Origin of the sequence: Enterobacter sp. RHBSTW-00175, assembly GCF_013927005.1 — a bacterium.
Classification (GTDB): Bacteria; Pseudomonadota; Gammaproteobacteria; order Enterobacterales; family Enterobacteriaceae; genus Enterobacter.
Map to the genome: position 1 here is coordinate 2,936,998 of NZ_CP055930.1, position 24,546 is coordinate 2,961,543.

Here is a 24,546-nt window from a genome sequence, read left to right on the forward strand (position 1 = left end):
CACGTTTTATCTCTGTACCTGGTTCTCATGTAATGACAACAATAACCTCTGCATAGAGAGTACGAAATATGAACGATAACATTCCCAGCACCCGTTGGTTGCGTATTATTACGCCGGTATTAATTGCCTGCATTATTTCGTTTATGGATCGGGTTAATATTAGTTTCGCCCTGCCCGGAGGAATGGAAGCTGATTTAGGTATTACCAGCCAGATGGCGGGTGTTGCCAGCGGTATATTTTTTATTGGTTATCTATTCCTGCAAATACCGGGGGGACGGATTGCCGTAAATGGCAGCGGTAAGCGCTTTATTGCCTGGTCGCTGGTGGCATGGGCGATAGTGTCGGTCGCAACGGGTTTTGTCACCCATGAATATCAGCTGCTGGTACTGCGCTTTATTTTGGGTGTGTCTGAAGGTGGGATGCTGCCTGTAGTGCTGACGATGGTCAGTAACTGGTTCCCTGAGAAAGAGCTCGGGCGCGCCAATGCGTTTGTGATGATGTTTGCGCCACTGGGCGGGATGCTGACCGCCCCCGTTTCGGGCGCCATCATTGCCGCACTCGACTGGCGCTGGCTGTTTATCATCGAAGGCCTGCTGTCGCTGGTAGTACTGGCAGTGTGGTGGTTTATGATTAGCGATCGCCCGGAAGAAGCACGCTGGTTACCGCAGGCTGAACGGGAGTATCTGGTGAAAACCCTCGCGGCGGAACGGGCGGCAAAACTGGCCGAAGCACCTGTGAGCAAGGCACCAGTGAAGGATGTCTTCCGTAACCCGGGTCTGATGAAGCTGGTTATTCTTAACTTCTTCTACCAGACCGGTGATTACGGTTATACCCTCTGGCTACCGACCATCCTTAAAGGGCTGACGGGTGGCAACATGGCGAGTGTGGGGTTCCTTGCGGTTCTGCCGTTCGTGGCAACGCTTGCCGGGATTTATGTTATTTCACTTTTCAGCGACCGCAGCGGAAAACGCCGCCTGTGGGTACGCTTCTCACTGTACTGTTTCGCTGCTGCGCTGATTGCGTCTGTGGTGCTGCGTGAGCATGTGGTAGCCGCCTATATCGCGCTGGTTATCTGCGGGTTCTTCCTGAAAGCGGCGACCAGCCCGTTCTGGTCCATGCCGGGGCGGATTGCCGCACCTGAAGTGGCCGGTAGCGCCCGTGGGGTCATCAACGGCCTGGGGAATCTCGGGGGATTCTGTGGTCCGTATCTGGTTGGGGTGATGATGTATCTATATGGTCAAAATGTTGCCGTGTGCGCGCTGGCAGGATCGCTGTTGATAGCCGGAACCATGACCTTCCTGCTGCCGAAAAAATGCGACCTTGCCACACAGGTGGCGGACGAAGCCGTCAGCAAAGAGCCGCGCAGTGCCTGAGCGCTGGATACATAAATAACAGTTATCATTGTAACCGGTTCGATTAACTGTCTACACTCTTGCTGAAAGGCAATATGCGTAAAGACAGGCAAATAAATGATTCTGATAATTTATGCGCATCCTTATCCGCAGCACTCTCATGCGAATAAACGGATGCTTGAACAGGCAGGGACGCTCGACGGAGTGGAAATCCGCTCTCTTTATCAACTCTACCCCGACTTTAATATCGACATCGCCGCCGAACAGGCGGCGCTCTCTCGTGCTGACCTGATTATCTGGCAGCATCCGATGCAGTGGTACAGCACCCCTCCGCTACTTAAACTGTGGATCGACAAGGTCTTTTCTCACGGCTGGGCCTATGGTCACAACGGCAAGGCACTGAAGGGTAAAAGCCTGATGTGGGCCGTGACCACCGGCGGCGGTGAAAGCCACTTTGATATCGGCTCCTTCCCGGGATTTGACGTTCTGGCCCAGCCTTTACAGGCAACCGCGCTCTATTGCGGGCTCAACTGGGTGCCTCCTTTTGCGATGCACTGCACCTTTGTGTGTGACGATGAGACGTTACAGGCGCAGGCGCGTCACTATAAACAACGCTTAATTGAGTGGCAGGAGACGCACAATGGATAGTCATACGCTTATACAGGCGCTGATTTACCTTGGCGCGGCAGCACTGATTGTGCCGGTAGCGGTGCGTCTGGGGCTGGGTTCTGTGCTTGGCTATCTGATTGCCGGGTGTGTCATCGGGCCGTGGGGCCTGCGTCTGGTCACGGATGCCGAGGCGATTCTCCATTTCGCTGAGATTGGCGTTGTGCTGATGCTGTTTGTGATTGGCCTTGAGCTTGATCCCCAGCGGCTATGGAAGCTTCGCGCCTCGGTCTTTGGCGGCGGTGCGTTACAAATGGTGGCCTGCGGTGTGCTGCTGGGCGGCTTCTGCATTTTGCTGGGCATGGACTGGAAAGTAGCCGAGCTTATCGGCATGACGCTGGCGCTTTCTTCTACTGCCATTGCCATGCAGGCGATGAACGAACGTAACCTGACCGTCTCTCAGATGGGCCGCAGTGCGTTCTCGGTGCTGTTGTTCCAGGATATTGCCGCCATTCCGTTGGTTGCGATGATCCCGCTACTGGCGGCAAGCGGGTCTTCAACGACGCTCGGCGCCTTTGCGCTGTCGGCGTTAAAAGTGGTGGGTGCGCTGGCGCTGGTTATTTTGTTAGGACGTTATGTTACGCGTCCATTACTGCGGTTTGTCGCCCGTTCAGGCCTGCGTGAAGTCTTCAGTGCCGTGGCGTTGTTCCTGGTATTTGGCTTCGGTTTACTGCTGGAAGAGGCCGGACTCTCGATGGCGATGGGGGCATTCCTGGCGGGCGTACTGCTGGCAAGCTCTGAATACCGTCATGCACTGGAAAGCGATATCGAGCCGTTTAAAGGACTGTTACTGGGGCTCTTTTTCATCGGCGTGGGGATGTCTATCGACTTTGGCACGCTGGCCACGCACCCGCTGCGGATAATCCTTCTGCTGGTGGGCTTCCTGGTTATCAAAATGGGGATGCTGTGGCTGATTGCCCGCCCGCTGAAGGTGCCGAATAAACAGCGTCGCTGGTTTGCGGTGCTGCTGGGGCAGGGAAGTGAATTCGCCTTTGTGGTCTTTGGCGCCGCGCAAATGGCAAATGTGCTCGACCCGGAGTGGGCGAAAGCGTTAACCCTTGCGGTGGCACTGTCGATGGCGGCGACGCCGGTTCTGCTGGTCGTGCTGACGCGTCTGGAAAAATCAGGCAGTGAGCAAGAGCGCGAAGCCGATGAAATAGATGAAGAACAACCGCGCGTTATCATCGCCGGATTCGGGCGTTTCGGGCAGATAACCGGTCGTTTGTTGCTTTCCAGTGGGGTGAAAATGGTGATCCTCGACCACGATCCTGACCACGTGGATACTCTGCGTAAATTCGACATGAAAGTCTTCTACGGCGATGCGACCCGTGTCGATCTGCTGGAGTCCGCAGGTGCGGCAAAGGCCGAAGTGCTGATTAACGCCATTGACGATCCGCAGGCCAGCATGGAGATGGTCGAGCTGGTGAAAGAACATTTCCCGAATCTGACGATCATCTCGCGTGCACGCGATGTGGATCATTACATCCAGCTGCGCCAGGCAGGGGTTGAAGCGCCGGAACGTGAAACATTCGAAGGGGCACTTAAATCTGGCCGAATGGCGCTGGAAAGCCTGGGACTGGGGGCGTATGAGGCCCGCGAGCGTGCAGACCTGTTCCGTCGTTTCAACACCGACATGGTGGAAGAGATGGTGGCAATGGCGGGCAGCACGGCATCCGAGCGGGCGGCGGTCTTTAAACGCACCAGTGCGATGCTGACGGAAATCATTAATGAAGACCGTAATCATCTGTCGCTGGTGCAGCGTCATGGCTGGCAAGGTACGGAAGAGGGTAAACATACCGGTAACCCGGAAGACGAACCTGAGAGTAAACCTTCAGCGTGAAGTGGTGTTGCCAGCAATATTAAAAAATTTCTGTTTCTTTACCCTGCCGCCAGTCGACGAAAGATTAAGCTTTCCGTATAGTGGCGGCAATTTTTTGCATCCGGGAAATTTTCAATGATCAGTCTGATTGCAGCGCTGGCGGTAGACCGCGTTATCGGTATGGAAAACGCCATGCCGTGGAACCTGCCTGCCGATCTCGCATGGTTTAAGCGTACTACGTTAAACAAGCCGGTAGTGATGGGCCGCCTGACCTGGGAGTCGATTGGTCGTCCATTATCTGGCCGTAAGAATATCGTTATCAGTAGCCAGCCGGGCACTGATGATCGTGTTGAATGGGTGAAATCCTTAGACGAGGCCATTGCAGCCTGCGGTAACGCCGAAGAGATCATGGTTATCGGTGGCGGTCGTGTGTACGAACAGTTCCTGCCAAAAGCGCAGAAGCTGTATCTGACGCATATTGATGCGGAAGTGGAAGGGGATACGCATTTCCCGGATTACGATCCTGACGAGTGGGAATCCGTGTTCAGCGAATTCCACGACGCTGATGCGCAGAACTCACACAGCTACTGCTTCGAAATTCTGGAACGTCGTTAAGTGTTTTTCCCTCTCCCACCGGGAGAGGGAATTATCCTCAGGAGGCGACGGCCTCATCTTCCCCTAAGTCACGCTGTCGGTTAGATGGCTGCACAAAGTAAGCTTTATCTTCCCAGCGTAAACAGGTCAACACCCCGCCCCAGCAACATCCCGTATCCAGACCGTAGACGCCTTCAGGCGTGCCTTTACCCTCAAGTGAAGCCCAATGCCCGAACACCACGCTGTACTCGTTGGTTACCGGCCCAGGAATGGCAAACCAGGGTTTGAGCGGCGCAGGCGCACTCTCCGGTGTCTCTTTGGAGTACATATCCAGCTGCCCGTTCGGGAAGCAGAAGCGCATACGCGTGAAGGCATTAGTAATAAAACGCAAACGCGCCAGCCCGCTGAGATCTTCACTCCAGTGGTTCGGCATATCGCCGTACATGGCATCAAGGAAGAACGGATACGAGTCGCTTGCCAGCACTGCTTCAACGTCGCGCGCACAGGCTTTAGCCGTTTCGAGATCCCATTGCGGGGTTATCCCGGCGTGCGCCATGAGCAGTTTTTTCTCTTCATCGATTTGCAGCAGCGGCTGACGACGAAGCCAGTTGATCAGGTCATCGGCGTCTGGTGCCTCGAGCAGAGGGGTAATCCTGTCTTTCGGCTTATTACGGCTGATCCCGGCATATACCGCCAGAAGATGCAGGTCATGGTTGCCCAGCACCATCCGTACATTGTCGCCCAGAGATTTTACAAAGCGCAGAACGTCAAGTGAACCAGGACCGCGTGCCACCAGGTCACCCGTTAGCCAGAGTGTGTCCTGACCAGGCGTAAAGTCGACCTGTTTTAACAATGCGATCAGTTCATCGTAGCAACCATGAACGTCGCCAATCAGATATGTAGACATTGGATTAGTGAATGAGTGTTGTAACGGCAAGACGGAACACAGGAATAGCAATGCGGAAGGCATTACCCTCGGCGTCGACCATTTCGTAATAGCCTTCCATGGTACCCAGCGGTGTTTCAATAACCGCACCACTGGTGTACTGATACTCTTCGCCAGGATCGATGTGCGGTTGTTCACCCACCACACCTTCGCCCTGGACTTCGATTTTGCGGCCATTGCCGTTAGTGATAAGCCAGTAGCGCCCAAGCAGTTGCACAGGCATCCGCCCCAGATTGCGAATGGTTACCGTGTAGGCAAAGACAAAACGCTCTTCATCCGGTGTGGACTGGGACTCGATATAGACGCTTTGTACATGAACACAGACGCGGGGCGAATCAATCATGGCTTAACTCTCCTTCGGCGGGGCATTTTCGCTGATGTAATTAGCCAGCTTGCAATACTGCTCTACGGAGATGTTCTCCGCACGCATTGCCGGGTCGATCCCTAGCTCAGCTAACACCTCAACGCTAAACGAGTTGCTCAGGCTGTTACGGATCGTTTTACGGCGCTGGTTAAAAGCTTCAGTGGTAATACGGCTCAGCACGCGCAACTCTTTGACCGGATACGGTTTCACTTTATGCGGGACAAGGCGTACAACTGCTGAATCCACTTTCGGCGGTGGCGTAAAGGCGGATGGCGGTACTTCGAGCACCGGGATCACGTTGCAGAAATATTGTGCCATTACGCTTAAACGACCATACGCTTTACTGTTCGGCCCCGCAACCAGACGATTCACAACCTCTTTTTGCAACATGAAGTGCATGTCGGCAATGGCATCAGTATAGCTAAACAGGTGGAACATCAACGGCGTAGAGATGTTGTAAGGCAGGTTACCAAACACGCGCAGCGGCTGCCCCATTTTTTCTGACAGCTCGCCAAAGTTCATGGTCATGGCATCTTGCTGATAAATGGTCAGCTTTGGCCCCAGGAACGGGTGCGTTTGCAGACGTGCCGCCAGGTCGCGGTCAAGTTCGATAACGGTCAGTTCGTCAAGACGCTCGCCTACTGGTTCGGTCAGTGCGGCAAGGCCCGGGCCGATTTCGACCATAGCCTGGCCTTTCTGCGGATTAATGGCAGAAACGATACTTTCGATCACAAACTGATCGTTGAGAAAGTTTTGCCCGAAGCGTTTACGGGCTAAGTGGCCCTGATGGACTCGATTAGTCATTGAGTATTAACAATCATTTTGATGGCGAGATTAAGCGCCGTAATAAAACTGCCGACATCCGCTTTTCCCTGGCCTGCCAGATCCAGCGCAGTACCGTGGTCAACGGACGTTCGAATAAAGGGTAAACCGAGGGTGATATTCACGCCACGGCCAAAGCCCTGGTATTTTAGCACGGGCAAGCCCTGATCGTGGTACATCGCGAGCACGGCATCGGCATTATCCAGGTATTTGGGCTGGAAAAGGGTATCCGCAGGCAACGGCCCGCTAAGATTCATCCCTTTTGCACGCATTTCTTCGAGCACAGGAATGATAGTGTCTATCTCTTCCGTGCCCATATGCCCACCTTCTCCGGCATGTGGATTTAGCCCGCAAACCAGGACGTGTGGCTGTTTGATCCCAAATTTCGTTTGCAGGTCATGATGCAAAATCCCGATGATCTCGCGTAAGAGTTCAGGGGTAATGGCGTCAGGGATAGCCTTGATGGGCAGATGCGTTGTCACCAGTGCAACCCGCATCTCTTCGGTTGCCAGCATCATAACCACTTTTGAGCTGTGCGAGCGCTCTTCGAAGAACTCGGTATGCCCGGTAAAAGGAATACCTGCTTCGTTGATAACACCCTTGTGCACGGGGCCGGTGATTAATGCGGCAAATTCACCCTTCAAGCAGCCATCACAGGCACGTGCCAGCGTCTCGACAACATAGTGGCCGTTTTCAGTGCTGAGCTGGCCTGGGGTAACGGGTGTACGAAGGGGAACAGAAAGAAGGGTTAAGGTACCGGCTTGTTGCGGTGCTGGCTGTTGGCCTTCAACGTAGGGGAGCAGAGTCAAAGGCAGACCGAGCAATGTTGCCCGGTCTTGTAACAGTGTTGCATCAGCACAGACGACCAGTTCAACCGGCCAACTGCGTTGAGCCAACTGGACGACGAGGTCGGGACCAATCCCGGCGGGTTCGCCGGGAGTGATAACAACACGATGTTGTTTCATTAGTTGCTCAGTATTTTCACGTAAGCGCTGGCGCGTTGTTCCTGCATCCAGGTTGCCGCTTCTTCAGAGAATTTGCGGTTAAACAGCATACGGTAAGCTTTGTCTTTCTGCGCCGCATCGGTTTTATCCACGTTGCGGGTATCCAGCAGTTCGATCAGGTGCCAGCCAAAGGATGAATGCACAGGGGTGCTCATCTGGCCTTTGCTGAGCTTCATCAGCGCATCGCGGAACGCAGGATCGTAGATATCTGCAGCCGCCCAGCCAAGATCGCCGCCCTGGTTAGCAGAGCCAGGATCCTGGGAGAACTCTTTCGCCGCGTTAGCAAACGAGGTTTTACCGCTCTTAATATCTGCTGCGATTTGTTCCAGTTTTGCGCGAGCCTGATCGTCAGTCATGATCGGTGACGGTTTCAGGAGAATATGGCGCGCGTGCACTTCCGTTACGGAAAGGTTCTGGCTCTGGCCACGCAGATCGTTAACTTTCAGGATGTGGAAACCCACACCTGAACGGATTGGACCGATGATATCGCCTTTCTTCGCCGTGCTCAGCGCCTGAGCAAAGATAGATGGCAGTTCCTGAATACGCCCCCAACCCATCTGGCCGCCTTTCAGCGCCTGCTGGTCGGCAGAATAAGTGATCGCCAGTTTACCGAAGTCCCCACCGTTACGTGCCTGTTCAACGATAGAACGCGCCTGGCTTTCCGCTTCAGCTGCCTGATCGGAAGTTGGGTTTTCTGGCAGTGGGATCAGGATGTGGCTCAGGTTCAGCTCGGTGCTGGCATCGTTCTGATTACCAACCTGCTTCGCCAGGGCATCCACTTCCTGAGGCAGGATGGTAACGCGGCGGCGAACTTCGTTGTTACGCACTTCCGAAATCAGCATCTCTTTGCGGATCTGGTTACGGTAAGTTGGGTAGTTAATACCATCGTAGGCCAGACGACTGCGCATCTGATCCATGGACATATTGTTCTGCTTAGCAATGTTCGCAATCGCCTGATCGAGCTGCTCGTCAGTGATCTTCACGCCCATTTTCTGACCCATCTGTACGATAATCTGATCCATGATCAGACGTTCCAGGATCTGGTGGCGCAGCGTGGCGTCATCAGGAAGCTGCTGACCTGCTTCACCCGAGTTGAGCTTCACAGATTTCATCAAACCGTCAACGTCACTTTCAAGCACGACGCCGTTGTTAACCACAGCAGCGACTTTATCGACAACCTGGGGGGCTGCGAAGCTGGTATTCGCAACCATAGCGATACCGAGCAGCAGCGTTTTCCAGTTCTTCATACTTTTTCCATTTCAATTAACCGCATAGCGGATTACGTGGTAAATCAAGCACATTACAAAGAAGTACGGTACGGCAGAATGTTCGAGCGCAGCATCTGCTGTGTGCCGAGGCCATAGTTAGAGCTCAGGCCACGCAACTCGATATTGAAGCCAAACACGTTATCGTATTCGCTTTGATTATTTTTGGTATCCCAACCGTTAAGTTTGCGTTCGTAACCGACACGCAGTGCGTAACAGCAGGAGTTGTATTGCAGCCCTAACATCTGGTCTGCTGCTTTATTCGCATTGGTATCGAAGTAGTACGCCCCGACAATAGACCAGCGGTCGGCGATAGGCCAGCTTGCGACTGCACCCACCTGCGAAATACCGTCTTTATACTGAGGTTTAGTCCAGGTCGTATCACTGCTGTTTTTCGGCAGTGTCGCCTGAATGTACTCAGGACTGGCATAACGATAGTTCAGCTGAATCAGTCGGTCTTCATCACGACGGTACTCGATAGTGGCAGTACTGTTGGCGATATTATCCAGACGGGTATCATACTGCACACCACCGCGCAGGCCCCAGCGGTCAGTCATACGCCAGTAAGTATCACCAGCCCAGACGACAGAACCAGTTTTGTCATTATTCTCCCACTGAATGTTTTGCGCATCTCCTGTACGTGACTCGGTGAAATAGTAGATTTGACCAACAGAAACGTTAAAACGTTCAACTGCTGCGTCATCATATACACGCGTTGTCACACCCGTGGTGAGCTGGTTAGCCGAAGCGATACGGTCAAGACCACCATAGGTACGGTCACGGAACAGGCCGCTGTAGTCAGATTGCAGCAGCGAGGAGTCATAGTTGTTGATGTTACTTTGGTCACGATATGGCACGTACAGATACTGCATACGCGGCTCGAGGGTCTGGGTGTAACCCTCCGTCAGGTTCATATCGCGTTCGAAGATGAGTTTACCGTCCATCTTGAATTGCGGCAGCGTACGGTTTACTGACTCTTCAAGATGAGCGTCATTGCTCGTGTTGTAATCATCAATATTTTTCTGCTGATAGTGGGTCGCCATCAGCTTGGCTTCGGTGTTCAGGCTCGCCCAGTCGTTAGACCACGGCAGGCTTACCGTCGGCTCGATGTGAACACGCGTGGCTTCCGGCATTTCAGAACTGGTATTCACGAAATGCACAGCCTGAGCGTAAACGTGGGTATCGAAAGGCCCGACGTCGTTCTGGTACCAGTTAACATCAAGCTGCGGCTCTGCGCCGTAGGTGCTGTTTGTCTGGTTCGAGAATACCTGGAACTGTTTAGTCGATACGGTGGCGTTGAAGTTCTCAATGGCATAACCCGCACTGAATTTCTGCGTTGCGTAGCCATCGGTACTTGAACCGTACTTGGAATCGAAGTCGTTGAAATAATAAGAGTCGCTGACCTTGGTATAATCAACGTTGAAACGCCAGACCTGATCCATCACCCCGGCATGACGCCAGTAGAACAACCAGCGGTGGCGATCGTCACCCGACGGGTTCTTGACGCTGTCGTCTTTGTAGACATTATCCGACGGCAGGTAATCAAACTCCATCAGGCCTGTGCCTGCCTGGGTCAGATAACGGAATTCGTTCTGCCACTGAATGTTACCGCGCTTGTGGATATAGTGCGGAGTGATCGTGGCGTCCATGTTTGGCGCAATGTTCCAGTAATACGGCAGGTAGAACTCAAAGTAGTTCGTGGTGCTGTATTTGGCATTCGGGATCAGGAAGCCTGAACGGCGTTTGTCGCCAACCGGTAATTGCAGATATGGGCTATAGAAAACAGGAACCGGGCCGAGTTTGAAACGTGCGTTCCAGATCTCTGCAACCTGCTCTTCGCGGTCGTGGATAACTTCACTGCCCACAACGCTCCAGGTGTTTGAACCTGGCAGACACGAGGTAAAGGACCCGTTTTCCAGAATGGTGTAGCGGTTTTCGCCGCGCTGTTTCATCAGGTCTGCGTCACCACGCCCCTGACGTCCTACCATCTGGTAGTCACCTTCCCAGACGTTAGTATCTTTGGTATTCAGGTTTGACCAGGCTTTCGGACCTTTCAGGATGACCTGATTGTCGTCGTAGTGCACATTACCCAGTGCATCCACCGTACGTACGGGCTCTGCCGCACCTTCTGGCTGCTTCTGATGCAATTGCACTTCATCTGCCTGCAAACGGCTGTTACCCTGGTTAATATCCACATTGCCTGTAAACGTGGCATTGTCGGGGTAAGTACCTTTTGAGCTGTCGGCAGTAATGGTTACCGGCAAGCTATTCGTATCGCCCTTCACCAGTGGGCGATTATAACTTGGGACGCCAAGCATACACTGCGAGGCGAGATCGGCGGCCAGCCCCTGGTGGCTATACAGGGCGGTGCCAATCATTGTGGCCAGGAGGGTGGGGATACGTTTTTTCATACGTTGTATTTATTGTTCCGTCATCAGTGGCTACGGCTTACAAACGCTCAGAGACTATCTTACTCATCAGCGCAGTACCAGCGTTAATCCTGCCCGTTTGCGCGCCAGAGTGTTAGGCTCGCTATCGAATGACGAGTATGATAATGCAAATTATAGGCGATGTCCCTCAATTGACCGTGGCTCGACCACTGTAATGATGGAGTTACGTCAAACCAGGAACATGACTATTCGGGGAGTATATGCAGTATTGGGGTAAAATAATCGGCGTTGCGTTCGCAATAATGATGGGCGCAGGGTTCTGGGGTATCGTTCTCGGCCTCATTATTGGCCATATGTTTGATAAGGCGCGCAGCCGCAAAATGGCCTGGTTTGCTAACCAGCGCGAGCGCCAGTCACTCTTTTTCTCCACCACGTTTGAGGTTATGGGTCACTTAACCAAATCAAAAGGGCGTGTGACAGAAGCGGATATCCAGATAGCCAGCGTGTTTATGGACCGCATGAGTCTGCACGGTGAGTCTCGCCTGGCGGCGCAAAACGCGTTTCGCGTCGGTAAGGCGGACAACTATCCGCTACGCGAAAAAATGCGTCAGTTCCGCAGTATCTGCTTCGGGCGTTTTGATTTAATTCGGATGTTTCTGGAGATCCAGATCCAGGCGGCCTTCGCTGACGGCTCCCTGCATCCTAATGAGCGTGACGTGCTTTATGTCATTGCGGAAGAGTTGGGGATTTCCCGCGTTCAGTTCGACCAGTTCCTGCGCATGATGCAGGGTGGTGCGCAGTTTGGCGGGGGGTATCAGCAGCAACAGTCCGCGGGTGGTGGTGGCTGGCAACAGGCCCAGCGCGGCCCAACGCTTGAAGATGCCTGCAACGTGCTGGGCGTGAAATCTACGGACGACGCGACGACCATTAAACGCGCGTATCGCAAGCTGATGAGTGAGCACCACCCGGATAAACTGGTCGCCAAAGGCCTGCCGCCAGAGATGATGGAGATGGCAAAGCAAAAAGCTCAGGAAATCCAGAAGGCGTACGAGCTCATTAAAGAGCAGAAAGGATTTAAATAAAAAATGGCCCGACAGTGTCGGGCCATTTTTTTAGAAGTCTACCGGAGCTTTAAACGTCATGGCATTGCCGAAAACCGGATGGGTAATGGTCAACGTCTGGGCATGGAGTTGCAGACGTGGAGCCATCGCCAGCGCTTCTGGCGGCGCGTAGAATCGGTCACCCAGAATCGGATGTCCCATGGCGAGCATATGCACGCGCAGCTGGTGAGAGCGCCCGGTAATCGGCTTTAACAAGACGCGCGCGGTATTATCCGGCGCGTACTCCAGCACTTCGTACTCGGTTTGCGCGGCTTTGCCGGTTTCATAACACACTTTCTGTTTTGGCCGGTTCGGCCAGTCGCAAATCAGCGGTAAATCAACCAGTCCTTCTTCCTGCGCCGGGTGACCCCAGACGCGCGCCACGTACTGCTTTTTCGGCTCGCGCTCGCGGAACTGTCGTTTTAACTCGCGCTCCGCTTCCTTGTTAAGCGCCACCACAATCACGCCACTGGTTGCCATGTCCAGACGATGTACGGACTCAGCCTGCGGATAATCACGCTGGATACGCGTCATTACGCTGTCTTTGTGCTCATCAAGACGGCCCGGCACGGACAACAAGCCGCTTGGCTTGTTGACCACCATGATGTGTTCATCCTGATACAGAATGACCAGCCAGGGCTCCGTTGGTGGATTGTAGGGCTCCATTACCATTTTGCGCTCCGTTTACTGATGCGTCACAACGATGAGACGCAGGGCATCCAGACGCCAGCTCGCCTGATCCAGGCTTTCCATGACCTGCTGGCGGTTGCTTTCAATCGCCGCAAGTTCATCGTCACGGATGTTTGGGTTCACCGCTTTCAGTGCTTCCAGACGGGAAAGTTCAGCAGACAGCTTTTCGTCAGCTTCGCTGCGCGCAGCATCAATCAGCGTTCTGGCCGCTTTCTCTATCTGGCTTTCACCCAGTTGCAGAATGCTGTGCACGTCCTGCTGCACCGCATTAACCAGCTTGCTGCCGGTATGGCGGTTCACTGCACTCAACTGGCGGTTAAAGCTCTCGAACTCGACCTGTGCGGCCAGGTTGGTGCCGTTTTTGTCCAGCAGCAGACGCACAGGCGTTGGCGGCAGGAAGCGGGTGAGCTGAAGCTGTTTTGGCGCCTGCGCTTCAACAACGTAGATAAGCTCTACCAGCAGCGTACCCACTGGCAGCGCCTTGTTTTTCAACAAGGAAATGGTGCTGCTGCCGGTATCGCCGGAAAGGATCAGATCCAGGCCGTTGCGAATAAGCGGGTGTTCCCAGGTAATGAACTGCGCATCTTCGCGGGACAGGGCAACATCACGCTCAAAGGTGATGGTGCAGCCATCTTCCGGCAGACCCGGGAAATCAGGGACCAGCATGTGATCGGACGGCGTCAGGACGATCATGTTCTCACCGCGATCGTCCTGGTTGATCCCAACGATGTCGAACAGGTTCATGGAGAAGCTGATCAGGCTGGTGTCGTCATCCTGCTCTTCGATACTCTCAGCGAGAGCCTGTGCTTTCTCGCCGCCGTTGGAGTGGATCTCCAGTAGACGGTCGCGGCCTTGTTCCAGCTGGGCTTTCAGGGCGTCATGTTTTTCACGGCAGGATTTGATCAGATCGTCAAAACCTTCCGTTACTTCTGGCGCGGCCAGATAACCGATCAAATCGGTATGAACCTGATCGTAAATGGTACGACCCGTCGGGCAGGTATGCTCGAAGGCATCCAGACCTTCGTGGAACCACTGCACCAGTACGGACTGCGCGGTTTTTTCCAGATAAGGGACGTGGATCTGAATATCGTGCGCCTGGCCGATACGATCCAGACGGCCAATACGCTGCTCCAGCAGATCCGGGTTGAACGGCAGATCGAACATCACCAGGCTGCTGGCGAACTGGAAGTTACGGCCTTCAGAACCGATTTCGGAACACAGCAGAACCTGCGCGCCGCTATCCTCTTCGCCAAACCAGGCTGCCGCACGGTCACGCTCAACGATGGACATGCCTTCGTGGAATACCGCAGCCCGGATCCCTTCGCGCTCGCGCAGCACTTGCTCCAGCTGGAGCGCGGTTGCCGCTTTGGCGCAAATAACCAGAACCTTTTGCGAACGGTGCGCAGTCAAATACCCCATCAGCCACTCAACGCGCGGGTCGAAGTTCCACCATGTGCCGGTATCGCCTTCAAATTCCTGGTAGATCTGTTCTGGGTAGAGCATGTCGCGTGCGCGCTCTTCCGCAGTTTTACGCGCGCCCATAATCCCGGACACTTTGATAGCCGTCTGGTACTGGGTTGGCAGCGGCAGCTTGATGGTATGCAGTTCGCGTTTCGGGAACCCTTTCACACCGTTACGGGTGTTACGGAACAGCACGCGGCTGGTGCCGTGGCGGTCCATCAGCATGTCGATCAATTCCTGACGCGCCGACCCGGCATTGTCGCTGTCGCTATTCGCGGCCTGTAACAGTGGTTCGATATCCTGCTCGCCAATCAGGTCGCTCAGCGTGTTCAGCTCGTCGTTAGAAAGGTGTTTACCAGCCAGCAGCAACGCCACGGCATCGGCGACCGGGCGATAGTTTTTCTGTTCTTCAACGAACTGCTCGAAATCGTGGAAACGGTTTGGATCGAGCAGACGCAGACGGGCAAAGTGGCTTTCAAGGCCCAGCTGTTCCGGCGTTGCGGTCAGCAGCAGCACGCCAGGCACGCGCTCGGCGAGCTGTTCAATCGCCATATATTCACGGCTTGGTGCATCTTCGCTCCAGACCAGGTGGTGCGCTTCATCGACCACCATCAGATCCCATTCGGCATCACACAGGTGCTCAAGGCGTTGCTTGCTGCGGCGCACGAAGTCCAGCGAGCAAATCACCAGTTGCTCAGTTTCAAACGGGTTATCAGCATCATGCTGGGCTTCAGCATAGCGCTCGTCGTCGAACAGCGAGAAACGCAGGTTAAAGCGGCGCAGCATCTCAACCAGCCACTGATGTTGCAGCGTTTCAGGAACGACGATCAGCACGCGCTCGGCTGCGCCAGAGAGCAGTTGTTGATGCAGGATCATCCCGGCTTCAATGGTTTTACCCAGACCGACTTCATCTGCCAGCAGTACGCGCGGCGCATGACGACGACCCACGTCATGGGCGATATTCAGCTGGTGCGGGATAAGACTGGTGCGCTGGCCACGCAGGCCGCTCCACGGCATCCGGTATTGTTCACTCTGGAACTTACGGGCGCGATAGCGCAGTGAAAAGCGATCCATGCGGTCGATTTGCCCGGCGAACAGGCGGTCTTGTGGCTTACTGAAGACCAGTTTGCTGTCGAGCAGCACTTCGCGCAGGATGACATTGGCTTCGTCAGTGTCCAGACGGGTGCCAATGTAGGCGAGCAGTCCATTCTCTTCTTTTACGTCTTCAACCTTCAGCTGCCAGCCATCGTGGCTGGTAACGGTGTCGCCCGGATTAAACATCACGCGGGTAACAGGGGAGTCATTGCGAGCGTACAGGCGGTTTTCACCAGTTGCAGGGAAGAGGAGGGTGACCATGCGTGGATCTATTGCAACCACGGTTCCCAATCCAAGTTCGCTTTCTGTATCGCTTATCCAGCGTTGACCAAGTGTAAAAGGCATATGTGTTCGGCTCTAATCTTTAATTGCAGGCAATAGTTCGACCACCGTCAAAAAGACAGTCATCGAAAAATGGGTCCGGGAATGGAAAGGGCGCTATGGTACTGGATGGCAGCGATTTCGTCACGCGTCAAAATAGGCCAAGTTGCCCTGTCACTAGTGTAGCAAAATCGTCGTCGATAAAGGGCAAAATTCCTTCCGCAACGGGTTGAAGCTGACGAGTCAGGTAATGGTCGTAGTCAAGAGGCGATTGCTGATAATCCACGGGTTCAGGGCCGCTGGTGGTCCAGACATATTTAATGGTTCCCCGATTTTGATATTGCTGAGCACGCCCGCGGCGGACGTTTTCTTCGTCGGCCAGACGCGCCGCACGAACATGTGGCGGCACGTTACGCTGATACTCCGCCAGCGGGCGGCGCAGGCGCTTGCGATACACCAACTGGTCATCCAGCTCGCCGGCCATCAGACGGGCTATCGTTTCTCGCACATAGTCCTGATAGGGCTCATTGCGAAACACCCGCAGATAGAGCGTTTGCTGGAACTGTTGCGCCAGTGGCGTCCAGTCGGTGCGTACTGTCTCCAGCCCTTTAAACACCATGCGCTGTTTTTCACCTTCCTGGATCAACCCCGCATAACGCTTCTTGCTGCCCTGGTCGGTACCGCGAATGGTCGGCATCAAAAAACGGCTGAAATGGGTTTCAAATTCCAGCTCTAGCGCGCTGGTTAACCGCTCTTTTTGCAAATGGGTTTGCCACCAGTCGTTTACGAAAGCGACCAGCGCGTTGCCAATCTGCGAGGCATCGTCCTCTGAGTGTGCCCCTTTTAGCCACACGAAGGTGGAGTCAGTATCGCCATAGATGACGTCATACCCCCGGGATTCAATCAGCGCTTTGGTCTGACGCATAATTTCGTGCCCGCGCATGGTGATAGACGACGCCAGGCGGGGATCAAAGAAGCGGCAGGCGCTGGTGCCCAGTACGCCATAAAAGGCATTCATGATGATTTTTAGCGCCTGGGAAAGGGGTTTGTTGCCATGGCGTTTGGCCTCGTCGCGCCCGTGCCAGATTTGCCCCACAATGTCCGGCAGACAGTGTTTCTCGCGTGAGAAATGCGCTCCGAGAAAGCCTTCAGTACTGTGCACTTCATCCGGTTGCGCCATGCCCTCGACCAGCCCCACAGGATCGATAAGAAACGTGCGGATAATGGACGGGTACAGGCTTTTATAGTCCAGCACCAGCACCGAGTCGTATAGTCCCGGTCGGGAATCCATCACATAGCCGCCAGGGCTTGCCTGTGGGGGGATCTCGCCGAGGTTTGGCGCAACATAGCCCGCCCGGTGCATCCGGGGAAAATAGAGGTGACCAAACGCCGCAACCGAACCGCCGTGCCGGTCGACGGCCAGACCGTTCACCGTGGCGCGCTCCAGCAGGAAAGGCATGATCTCCGTTTTGTGGAAAATCTGCGTGACCAGCTCACAATCTTTCAGGTTGTAGGTGGCGAGCGCCGGTTTGTTTTCGTTAAAGCGCCGGTCAATCTCGTCCATCCTGTCCCACGGGTTATCGATGGATTTACCTTCACCGAGCAGCTCCTGCGCCACCGATTCCAGCGAGAAAGAGGAGAAATTCCAGAAGGCGGATTTCAGGGCTTCGATGCCGTCGATAATCAGGCGTCCGTTGGCCTGGGCGAAGAATACGCCGTTTTTAAAACCATGTTCGCGCCATTCGATTTCAGTGTTGCCACGCCCCAGCATCAGAGGAATTCGGTAGCGTTCGGCGTGTTTTTGCAACACCCGCAGGTCAAACTGCACCACGTTCCAGCCGATCAGCACATCGGGGTCGTGCTCGGCAAACCACTGATTCAGTTTTTCCAGCAGCTGAGGGCGGCTGTTAACGTACTCAAGCTGAAAATCCAGCGCGGAGGCATCGCCATTTGGCGGCCCGAGCATATAGACAACCCGCTGCCCGCAGCCTTCAAGGCCGATGCAGTACAGTTCGCTATGACGAGTGGTTTCGATATCCAGCGACACCCATTTGAGCGGCGGGCGATAGTGCGGGTTGGGTTTCAGGCGGGCGTTTACCAGCCTGTCGCCTTGCAGGGCGCCATCGACCCAGACCGGCGCGGTAATAAAGCGTTCCATCAGAAAGCGTTCGGGCGGGCGAACGTCAGCTTCATATAGCGTAACACCGGCCTCGCGCAGCAATTTTTCATAGCGCATCAGCTGACGATGGGCGCGGCAATAAAGGCCGTAAACCGGCTGACGGTGGAAATCTTTGAGTTCAAGTGGGGTGAGACGCCAGCCGTTTTCGCCTCGCAGCAGTTGCCTGGCTTTTTCAACGTGGGGTTCGGGGATAAAGGCTACGGACTCTTGCGGCGGCAGCGTGACGTTCAGCGGGCCGTTATCCGTCGCCAGCCAGAACTCAACTTCCGTCCCCTGAGGTGTATCCCGCCAGTGTCGGGTCAGTAAAAAGCCTTCTTGCGCCTGCGCCACGCCGATATCCCATAAAACAAAACCAGGCGTGAGTATAGCCTGGTTGCGTGTTTTGTGCTGGGTATATATACAGTTTATTGGCCGTAATAGGCTTTCGCGCCGTGCTTACGCAGGTAATGTTTATCCAGCAGGGTTTGCTGCATATCCGGCAACTGCGGTGCCAGCTGGCGACAGAAGATCCCCATGTAGGCGACTTCTTCCAGAACGATAGCGTTATGTACCGCGTCTTCGGCGTTTTTGCCCCAGGCAAACGGGCCGTGGGAGTGCACTAGCACGCCGGGCATCTGTGCCGCATCGATTCCCTGTTTTTCGAAGGTTTCAACGATAACGTTGCCGGTTTCCCACTCATACTCACCATTAATTTCTGCATCGGTCATTAACCGGGTGCAGGGAATGGCACCGTAAAAGTAATCTGCGTGCGTTGTGCCGGTTGCCGGGATGGACTGACCCGCCTGTGCCCAGATAGTGGCGTGGCGTGAATGGGTGTGCACAATGCCGCCAATAGTCGGGAATGACTGGTACAACAGGCGGTGGGTTGGTGTGTCGGAAGAGGGCTTTTTCTTCCCTTCAACCACTTCACCGGTGGCAATACTGACCACCACCATATCCTCTGCCGTCATCACGCTGTAATCAACGCCGGAAGGTTTGATAACAAACACGCCTTTATCACGGTCAACGGCGCTGACGTTACCCCAGGTCAGGGTGACAAGATTATGTTTCGGCAGCGCCAGGTTGGCTTCAAGTACCTGACGTTTGAGTTCTTCTAACATGCAATCCTCCAGGAAAAGAGGCCTGCCCTGCGGCAGGCCAAAGGTTCCCCTGTTAACGTTTTGAACCGTAATACACTTCGTTCCAGCGCAGCGAGTCTTTGAACGCTGGCAGGCGGGTGTCGTTATCGATAACGGTCAGTTCGATGTCGTGCAGTTCAGCGAACTGGCGCATGTCATTCAGATCCAGCGCATGGCTGAACACGGTATGGTGCGCACCACCGGCAACGATCCAGGCCTCTGACGCCGTTGGCAGATCCGGCTGTGCTTTCCACAGTGCGTTGGCGACCGGGAGTTTTGGCAGCGAGTGTGGTGTTTCGACGGCATCCACGCAGTTCACCAGCAGACGGAAACGATCGCCCAGGTCGATCAGGCTGGCGTTAATGGCCGGACCGGTGCGGGTGTTGAAGATCAGGCGTGCTGGATCGGCTTTGCCACCGATGCCGAGGTACTGAACGTCGAGGATCGGTTTCTCATCAACGGCGATCGAAGGACACACTTCCAGCATGTGAGAGCCGAGCACCAGATCGTTGCCGTTCTCGAAGTGGTAGGTGTAGTCCTCCATAAAGGAGGTGCCGCCCTGCAGACCGGTTGACATCACTTTCATGATGCGAAGCAGGGCGGCGGTTTTCCAGTCGCCTTCGCCAGCAAAGCCGTAGCCCTGCTGCATCAGGCGTTGTACAGCCAGACCTGGCAGTTGTTTCAGGCCGTGAAGATCTTCAAATGTGGTGGTGAAGGCATGGAAGCCGCCTTGTTCCAGGAAGCGTTTCATCCCCAGTTCAATGCGCGCTGCATCCAGCACGTTCTGGCGTTTGTCGCCGTGGATTTGCGCTGCCGCCGTCAGGCGATAGCTGCTTTCGTATTCATCAACCAGCGCGCTCACGTCGCCATCGCTGATTCCGTTGACAACCTGCACCAGGTCACCCACCGCCCAGGTATTCACGGAGAAGCCAAACTTGATCTGTGCGGCAACTTTATCACCATCAGTGACGGCCACTTCACGCATGTTGTCGCCAAAACGCACCACTTTCAGGTGACGGGTATCTTGTTTAGAGACTGCCTGGCGCATCCAGGAGCCGATACGTTTTTGCGCGTGCTGATCCTGCCAGTGACCGGTTACCACCGCGTGTTGCTGGCGCATACGCGCGCCAATGAAGCCGAACTCGCGGCCGCCATGTGCGGTCTGGTTCAGGTTCATAAAGTCCATATCAATGCTGTCCCACGGCAGGGAAGCGTTGTACTGGGTATGGAACTGCAACAGTGGTTTGTTGAGGATAGCCAGGCCGTTGATCCACATTTTGGCTGGCGAGAAGGTATGCAGCCACACCACCATCCCGGCACATTTGTCGTCGTAGTTTGCATCGCGGCAGATGTTGGTAATTTCATCTGGCGTGGTGCCCAGTGGTTTCAGCACCAGTTTGCAGGGCAGTTTGGCCTCTGCGTTCATCGCGTTAACCACGTGTTCTGCGTGTTTCGTTACCTGTTGCAGCGCTTCCGGCCCATAAAGATGCTGGCTGCCAATGACAAACCACACTTCATAATTATTAAAAATGGTCATTATCGTGTCCTTAATGTGTCAGGGTTGCCGTAGTGTCCGCGGTGTGTTTGGCCGGGGCGGCGACAGGGAGATAGTGGAGTTCGGCGCTTTTCGCCCATTGTTGGTAGCGCTGATAAAGTTGTTCAAAGCGTTGAGCCTGCTGGGCGCGCGGTTGAAGTGTGTTTTCGACGGCGCTGGCCATATGTTGCTGGGCAGTCGGGATATCGGCGTGAACCCCTGCGGCCACGGCGGCGAAAATCGCAGCGCCGAGGGCACAGCACTGATCGGACGCCACAATTTGCAGCGGACGGTTTAAGACATCACAGCAGGCCTGCATGATCACCGGGTTTTTACGGGCAATACCGCCCAGCGCCATCACGTTGTTAACGTCGATACCTTGCTCGGTGAAACATTCCATAATGGCGCGCGCACCGAAAGCGGTTGCCGCAATCAGGCCGCCAAACAGAGCAGGGGCATCGGTGGCCAGGTTGAGATCGGTAATCACCCCTTTCAGGCGCTGGTTGGCAAACGGCGTACGGCGGCCGTTAAACCAGTCGAGCACCACCGGAAGGTGATCAAGGGACGGATTTTTCGCCCAGGCGTCGGTGAGTTGTGGCAGCAGTTGCTTTTTGCTTTCGGCAATCTGTGCTTTCAGTTCCGGGTGTGCGGCAGCCAGTTGATCCAGTGGCCAGCCGAGCACGCGACCAAACCAGGCGTAGATATCTCCAAATGCAGACTGACCGGCCTCCAGGCCGATGAAATCAGGCACTACGCTGCCGTCAACCTGGCCGCAGATGCCTTTCACTGCGCGATCGCCTACGCTGGCTTTATCCGCAGTCAGGATATCGCAGGTCGATGTGCCGATGACTTTCACCAGTGTGTTCGGTTGCGCACCTGCACCCACGGCGCCCATATGGCAGTCAAATGCGCCGCCGGAAATTGCCACGTTTTGCGGCAGACCCAGGCGCTTCGCCCACTCTTCACTGAGGGTGCCCACCGGGATATCGGCGGTATAGGTGTCGGTAAACAACGGGTATTTCAGGTTCTGGTTGATGACCGGATCGAGTTCATCAAAGAACGCCGCTGGCGGCAGGCCACCCCAGCTTTCGTGCCACAGTGATTTATGCCCGGCGCTACAGCGGCCACGGCGAATATCCTGCGGGCGTGTTGTGCCAGACAGAAGGGCAGGAACCCAATCACACAGCTCAATCCATGACACTGCAGCCTGTGCGACAGCACGGTCAGCACGCGTCACGTGCAAAATCTTCGCCCAGAACCATTCGCTCGAATAAATTCCGCCGATATAGCGCGAGTAGTCGGTTTTACCTGACTGATGGCACAGACGGGTGATGGCTTCAGCTTCTTCGACGGCGGTATGGTCTTTCCACAGCACGAACATGGCGTTCGGGTTGTCGGCGAACTCAGGACGCAGCGCCAGTACGCGGCCTTCAGCATCCACTGGCGCAGGCGTTGAGCCGGTGCTGTCGACGCCAATACCGACGATTTGCGCCCGCTGGGCGTCGTTCAGTTCGGCCAGCACGGTTTTGATCGCCGCTTCCATTGATTCGATGTAGTCACGGGGATGGTGACGGAACTGGTTGTTTGGCGCATCGCAGTAGCGCCCCTCTTGCCAGCGCGGGTACCACTCAACGCTGGTTGCTATTTCCTGGCCGGTCGTACAGTCCACTGCCAGTGCGCGAACCGAGTCGCTGCCAAAATCGAGGCCAATCGCAATTGCCATGGTGTTGCTCCATCAAAAAACAGGTATGAAAGAACATTAGAGATTGAGGGGAAAAATCGTCAGGCAGGATCCGCTAATCTTATGGACTAAATTGCTGTTGCGATTGAAAGTGTGACGCCGTGCAAATATTCAATGTGGACATTTCTGCCGCACTTATAGACACTTTTGTTACTGCTTATCCGCACGTGACGACGGAAAAATCAGGGGCAAAAGCTGAAATTGGGCGGACGTAAAAGAAGTGTGATGCTTTTTGGATCTTTTCACGGGCCGTTTTTATACTGCTTTTATCGATATGGACAATTGGTTTCCTTAAAGACCGTTGGGAGTACTGAATCTATGGCCGAAACGCAAAGCGACCCCTTACTGCCGGGCTACTCGTTTAACGCCCATCTGGTAGCGGGACTGACCCCTATCGAGGCCGAGGGTTATCTCGATTTTTACGTTGACCGACCGCTGGGGATGAAAGGATTTATTTTGAACCTCACCGTGCGGGGGGAAGGGGTGATTAAAAATAACGATCAGCAGTTTATCTGCCGCCCTGGCGATATGCTGTTGTTCCCGCCGGGGGAGATCCACCACTACGGACGTCACCCTGATGCGAAAGAGTGGTATCACCAGTGGGTTTACTTCCGCCCGCGGGCGTACTGGCAGGAGTGGCTCTCATGGCCTGCCATTTTTGCCCATACCGGTTTCTATCGCCCGGATGATGTCCATCAGTCCTTATTCCGGGAACTGTTTGCGCAGATTATTGATGCGGGGCAGGCCGGAGGGCGCTACGCCGAACTCCTGGCCATTAACCTGCTGGAACAGGTGCTGTTACGACGCATGGAAGCGATTAATGAATCGCTTAACCCGCCACTTGATAATCGCGTACGCGATGCCTGTCAGTACATCAGCGATCACCTTGCAGACAGCCAGTTTGATATTGCCAGCGTTGCTCAACACGTGTGCCTGTCGCCGTCCCGATTATCACACCTGTTCCGCCAGCAGCTTGGGGTGAGCGTGCTGAGCTGGCGCGAAGATCAACGTATCAGTCAGGCTAAACTGTTGCTCAGTACAACCCGGATGCCTATTGCCACCGTAGGGCGCAATGTGGGCTTTGAAGATCAGCTCTATTTCTCGCGCGTCTTTAAAAAATGTACCGGGGCAAGCCCGAGTGAATTCCGTGCCGGATGTGAATGAAACGTAAAATAAGATAAACGTTCAGGTGAAGTTTGATGACTGCCAGTAAACTATTCAGACAATTGTTGTCTTGACGTGGTGAGGGGCTCTTTGCAAAATCCCTGCTTCGTTTTCTGACCGGAATAGTTATGCAGGCATTGCTGGAACATTTTATTACCCAGTCCGTTATGTATTCGCTCATCGCCGTTGCGCTGGTGGCGTTCCTGGAATCGCTGGCGCTTGTCGGGCTGATTTTACCTGGCACCGTTATGATGGCGGGGCTTGGTGCGTTAATCGGTAGCGGTGAGGTCAACTTCTGGCAGGCATGGCTGGCCGGGATTGTGGGGTGTTTGCTCGGGGACTGGATCTCTTTCTGGCTGGGCTGGCGCTTTAAGAAGCCGCTGCATCGCTGGTCGTTCATGAAAAAGAATAAAGCGCTGCTGGATAAGACCGAGCACGCGCTGCATCAGCACAGTATGTTCACCATCCTGGTCGGGCGTTTTGTCGGGCCAACCCGTCCGATAGTGCCTATGGTGGCCGGGATGCTGGATCTGCCCGTGACCAAATTCGTGGTGCCGAATATTATCGGCTGCGTGTTCTGGCCGCCGTTTTACTTCCTGCCGGGGATCCTGGCCGGCGCGGCGATTGATATTCCTGCTGATATGCAAAGCGGGCAATTCAAATGGCTGTTGCTGGCAACGGCGCTGCTGCTGTGGCTGGCGGTCTGGCTGTGCTGGCGCCTGTGGCGCAGTGGTAAAGCGGGTGTGGATCGTTTGACGCACTACCTTCCTCGCCAGCGGTTAATCTGGCTGTCTCCCCTGATGCTCGGCATTGCGGTTGTGGCGCTGGTCGCACTGATTCGCCATCCGCTGATGCCGGTTTATGCAGAGATACTGCTGAAAGTGGTGAGCCGCTAACTGCCGGGCGGCACTGCGTTTGCCC

Annotated in this window: 19 protein-coding genes; 7 read left to right on the forward strand and 12 right to left on the reverse strand. The window is 54.8% G+C overall.

Going from position 1 to position 24,546, the window contains the following annotated elements; all coding sequences use genetic code 11:
• Nucleotides 1-68: 68 nt before the first annotated feature.
• The 4 genes from HV107_RS13970 (at nucleotide 69) to folA (ending at nucleotide 4,452) form a co-directional block, all read left to right on the forward strand.
• Nucleotides 69-1,373, forward strand: coding sequence for an MFS transporter (locus tag HV107_RS13970; protein ID WP_182059543.1), 1,305 nt, complete (start codon nucleotides 69-71; stop codon nucleotides 1,371-1,373).
• A gap of 96 nt (nucleotides 1,374-1,469) precedes the next feature.
• The gene (gene kefF / locus HV107_RS13975) at nucleotides 1,470-2,000 is read left to right on the forward strand and encodes a glutathione-regulated potassium-efflux system oxidoreductase KefF (RefSeq protein WP_014068860.1); all 531 of its coding nucleotides are present in this window, start codon (nucleotides 1,470-1,472) and stop codon (nucleotides 1,998-2,000) included.
• Entirely contained in the window at nucleotides 1,993-3,858 is a 1,866-nt protein-coding gene (kefC, locus tag HV107_RS13980; protein WP_182059544.1) for a glutathione-regulated potassium-efflux system protein KefC, read from the forward strand. The genes kefF and kefC overlap by 8 nt, the downstream gene beginning before the upstream one ends.
• Before the next feature lie 114 nt (nucleotides 3,859-3,972).
• On the forward strand, nucleotides 3,973-4,452 hold the full coding sequence (gene folA, locus HV107_RS13985; RefSeq protein ID WP_182059545.1) for a type 3 dihydrofolate reductase: 480 nt from the start codon (nucleotides 3,973-3,975) through the stop codon (nucleotides 4,450-4,452).
• A gap of 37 nt (nucleotides 4,453-4,489) precedes the next feature.
• On the opposite strand, the gene apaH is transcribed toward folA, so the two are convergent.
• Genes apaH through lptD form a run of 6 tightly spaced genes read right to left on the reverse strand, consistent with a single transcriptional unit; the run spans nucleotide 4,490 to nucleotide 11,243 of the window.
• Nucleotides 4,490-5,338: a bis(5'-nucleosyl)-tetraphosphatase (symmetrical) ApaH gene (gene apaH / locus HV107_RS13990; protein WP_182059546.1), complete on the reverse strand. Its 849-nt coding sequence runs from the start codon at nucleotides 5,336-5,338 to the stop codon at nucleotides 4,490-4,492.
• A gap of 4 nt (nucleotides 5,339-5,342) precedes the next feature.
• On the reverse strand, nucleotides 5,343-5,720 hold the full coding sequence (gene apaG, locus HV107_RS13995) for a Co2+/Mg2+ efflux protein ApaG (RefSeq protein ID WP_182059547.1): 378 nt from the start codon (nucleotides 5,718-5,720) through the stop codon (nucleotides 5,343-5,345).
• Between the two features lie 3 nt (nucleotides 5,721-5,723).
• A complete protein-coding gene (gene rsmA, locus HV107_RS14000) occupies nucleotides 5,724-6,545 on the reverse strand; it encodes a 16S rRNA (adenine(1518)-N(6)/adenine(1519)-N(6))-dimethyltransferase RsmA (protein ID WP_166717860.1) in 822 nt (273 codons plus the stop codon).
• The gene (pdxA, locus tag HV107_RS14005) at nucleotides 6,542-7,528 is read right to left on the reverse strand and encodes a 4-hydroxythreonine-4-phosphate dehydrogenase PdxA (RefSeq protein ID WP_182059548.1); all 987 of its coding nucleotides are present in this window, start codon (nucleotides 7,526-7,528) and stop codon (nucleotides 6,542-6,544) included. Before pdxA ends, rsmA begins: the two co-directional genes overlap by 4 nt.
• Nucleotides 7,528-8,814: a peptidylprolyl isomerase SurA gene (gene surA / locus HV107_RS14010; protein ID WP_182059549.1), complete on the reverse strand. Its 1,287-nt coding sequence runs from the start codon at nucleotides 8,812-8,814 to the stop codon at nucleotides 7,528-7,530. Before surA ends, pdxA begins: the two co-directional genes overlap by 1 nt.
• 53 nt (nucleotides 8,815-8,867) lie before the next feature.
• Nucleotides 8,868-11,243 carry an LPS assembly protein LptD gene (gene lptD, locus HV107_RS14015; RefSeq protein WP_182059550.1) on the reverse strand — a complete coding sequence of 792 codons (2,376 nt, stop codon included), beginning with the start codon at nucleotides 11,241-11,243 and terminating at the stop codon, nucleotides 8,868-8,870.
• Between the two features lie 239 nt (nucleotides 11,244-11,482).
• On the opposite strand from lptD, the gene djlA reads away from it, so the two are divergent.
• The gene (gene djlA, locus HV107_RS14020; protein ID WP_182059551.1) at nucleotides 11,483-12,304 is read left to right on the forward strand and encodes a co-chaperone DjlA; all 822 of its coding nucleotides are present in this window, start codon (nucleotides 11,483-11,485) and stop codon (nucleotides 12,302-12,304) included.
• Between the two features lie 30 nt (nucleotides 12,305-12,334).
• Here the strand turns inward: djlA and rluA are convergent, their stop codons facing one another.
• From rluA to araB, 6 genes are all read right to left on the reverse strand, one after another.
• A complete protein-coding gene (gene rluA, locus HV107_RS14025) occupies nucleotides 12,335-12,994 on the reverse strand; it encodes a bifunctional tRNA pseudouridine(32) synthase/23S rRNA pseudouridine(746) synthase RluA (RefSeq protein WP_014068869.1) in 660 nt (219 codons plus the stop codon).
• Between the two features lie 12 nt (nucleotides 12,995-13,006).
• Nucleotides 13,007-15,913, reverse strand: a complete 2,907-nt coding sequence (gene rapA, locus HV107_RS14030) for an RNA polymerase-associated protein RapA (RefSeq protein WP_182059552.1) — start codon at nucleotides 15,911-15,913, stop codon at nucleotides 13,007-13,009.
• 127 nt (nucleotides 15,914-16,040) lie between these two features.
• Nucleotides 16,041-18,398: a DNA polymerase II gene (polB, locus tag HV107_RS14035; protein ID WP_182059553.1), complete on the reverse strand. Its 2,358-nt coding sequence runs from the start codon at nucleotides 18,396-18,398 to the stop codon at nucleotides 16,041-16,043.
• A 74-nt stretch (nucleotides 18,399-18,472) separates the two neighbouring features.
• On the reverse strand, nucleotides 18,473-19,168 hold the full coding sequence (araD, locus tag HV107_RS14040) for an L-ribulose-5-phosphate 4-epimerase (protein ID WP_182059554.1): 696 nt from the start codon (nucleotides 19,166-19,168) through the stop codon (nucleotides 18,473-18,475).
• 52 nt (nucleotides 19,169-19,220) lie between these two features.
• Nucleotides 19,221-20,723, reverse strand: coding sequence for an L-arabinose isomerase (gene araA, locus HV107_RS14045; protein ID WP_182059555.1), 1,503 nt, complete (start codon nucleotides 20,721-20,723; stop codon nucleotides 19,221-19,223).
• A 10-nt stretch (nucleotides 20,724-20,733) separates the two neighbouring features.
• Nucleotides 20,734-22,443 carry a ribulokinase gene (gene araB / locus HV107_RS14050; RefSeq protein ID WP_182059556.1) on the reverse strand — a complete coding sequence of 570 codons (1,710 nt, stop codon included), beginning with the start codon at nucleotides 22,441-22,443 and terminating at the stop codon, nucleotides 20,734-20,736.
• A 336-nt stretch (nucleotides 22,444-22,779) separates the two neighbouring features.
• Between araB and araC the strand changes: the two genes are divergently transcribed.
• Nucleotides 22,780-23,625, forward strand: a complete 846-nt coding sequence (gene araC, locus HV107_RS14055; protein WP_182059557.1) for an arabinose operon transcriptional regulator AraC — start codon at nucleotides 22,780-22,782, stop codon at nucleotides 23,623-23,625.
• 128 nt (nucleotides 23,626-23,753) lie between these two features.
• Complete coding sequence (locus HV107_RS14060) at nucleotides 23,754-24,521, forward strand: DedA family protein (RefSeq protein WP_182059558.1); 768 nt, start codon at nucleotides 23,754-23,756, stop codon at nucleotides 24,519-24,521.
• Nucleotides 24,522-24,546 lie beyond the last annotated feature (25 nt).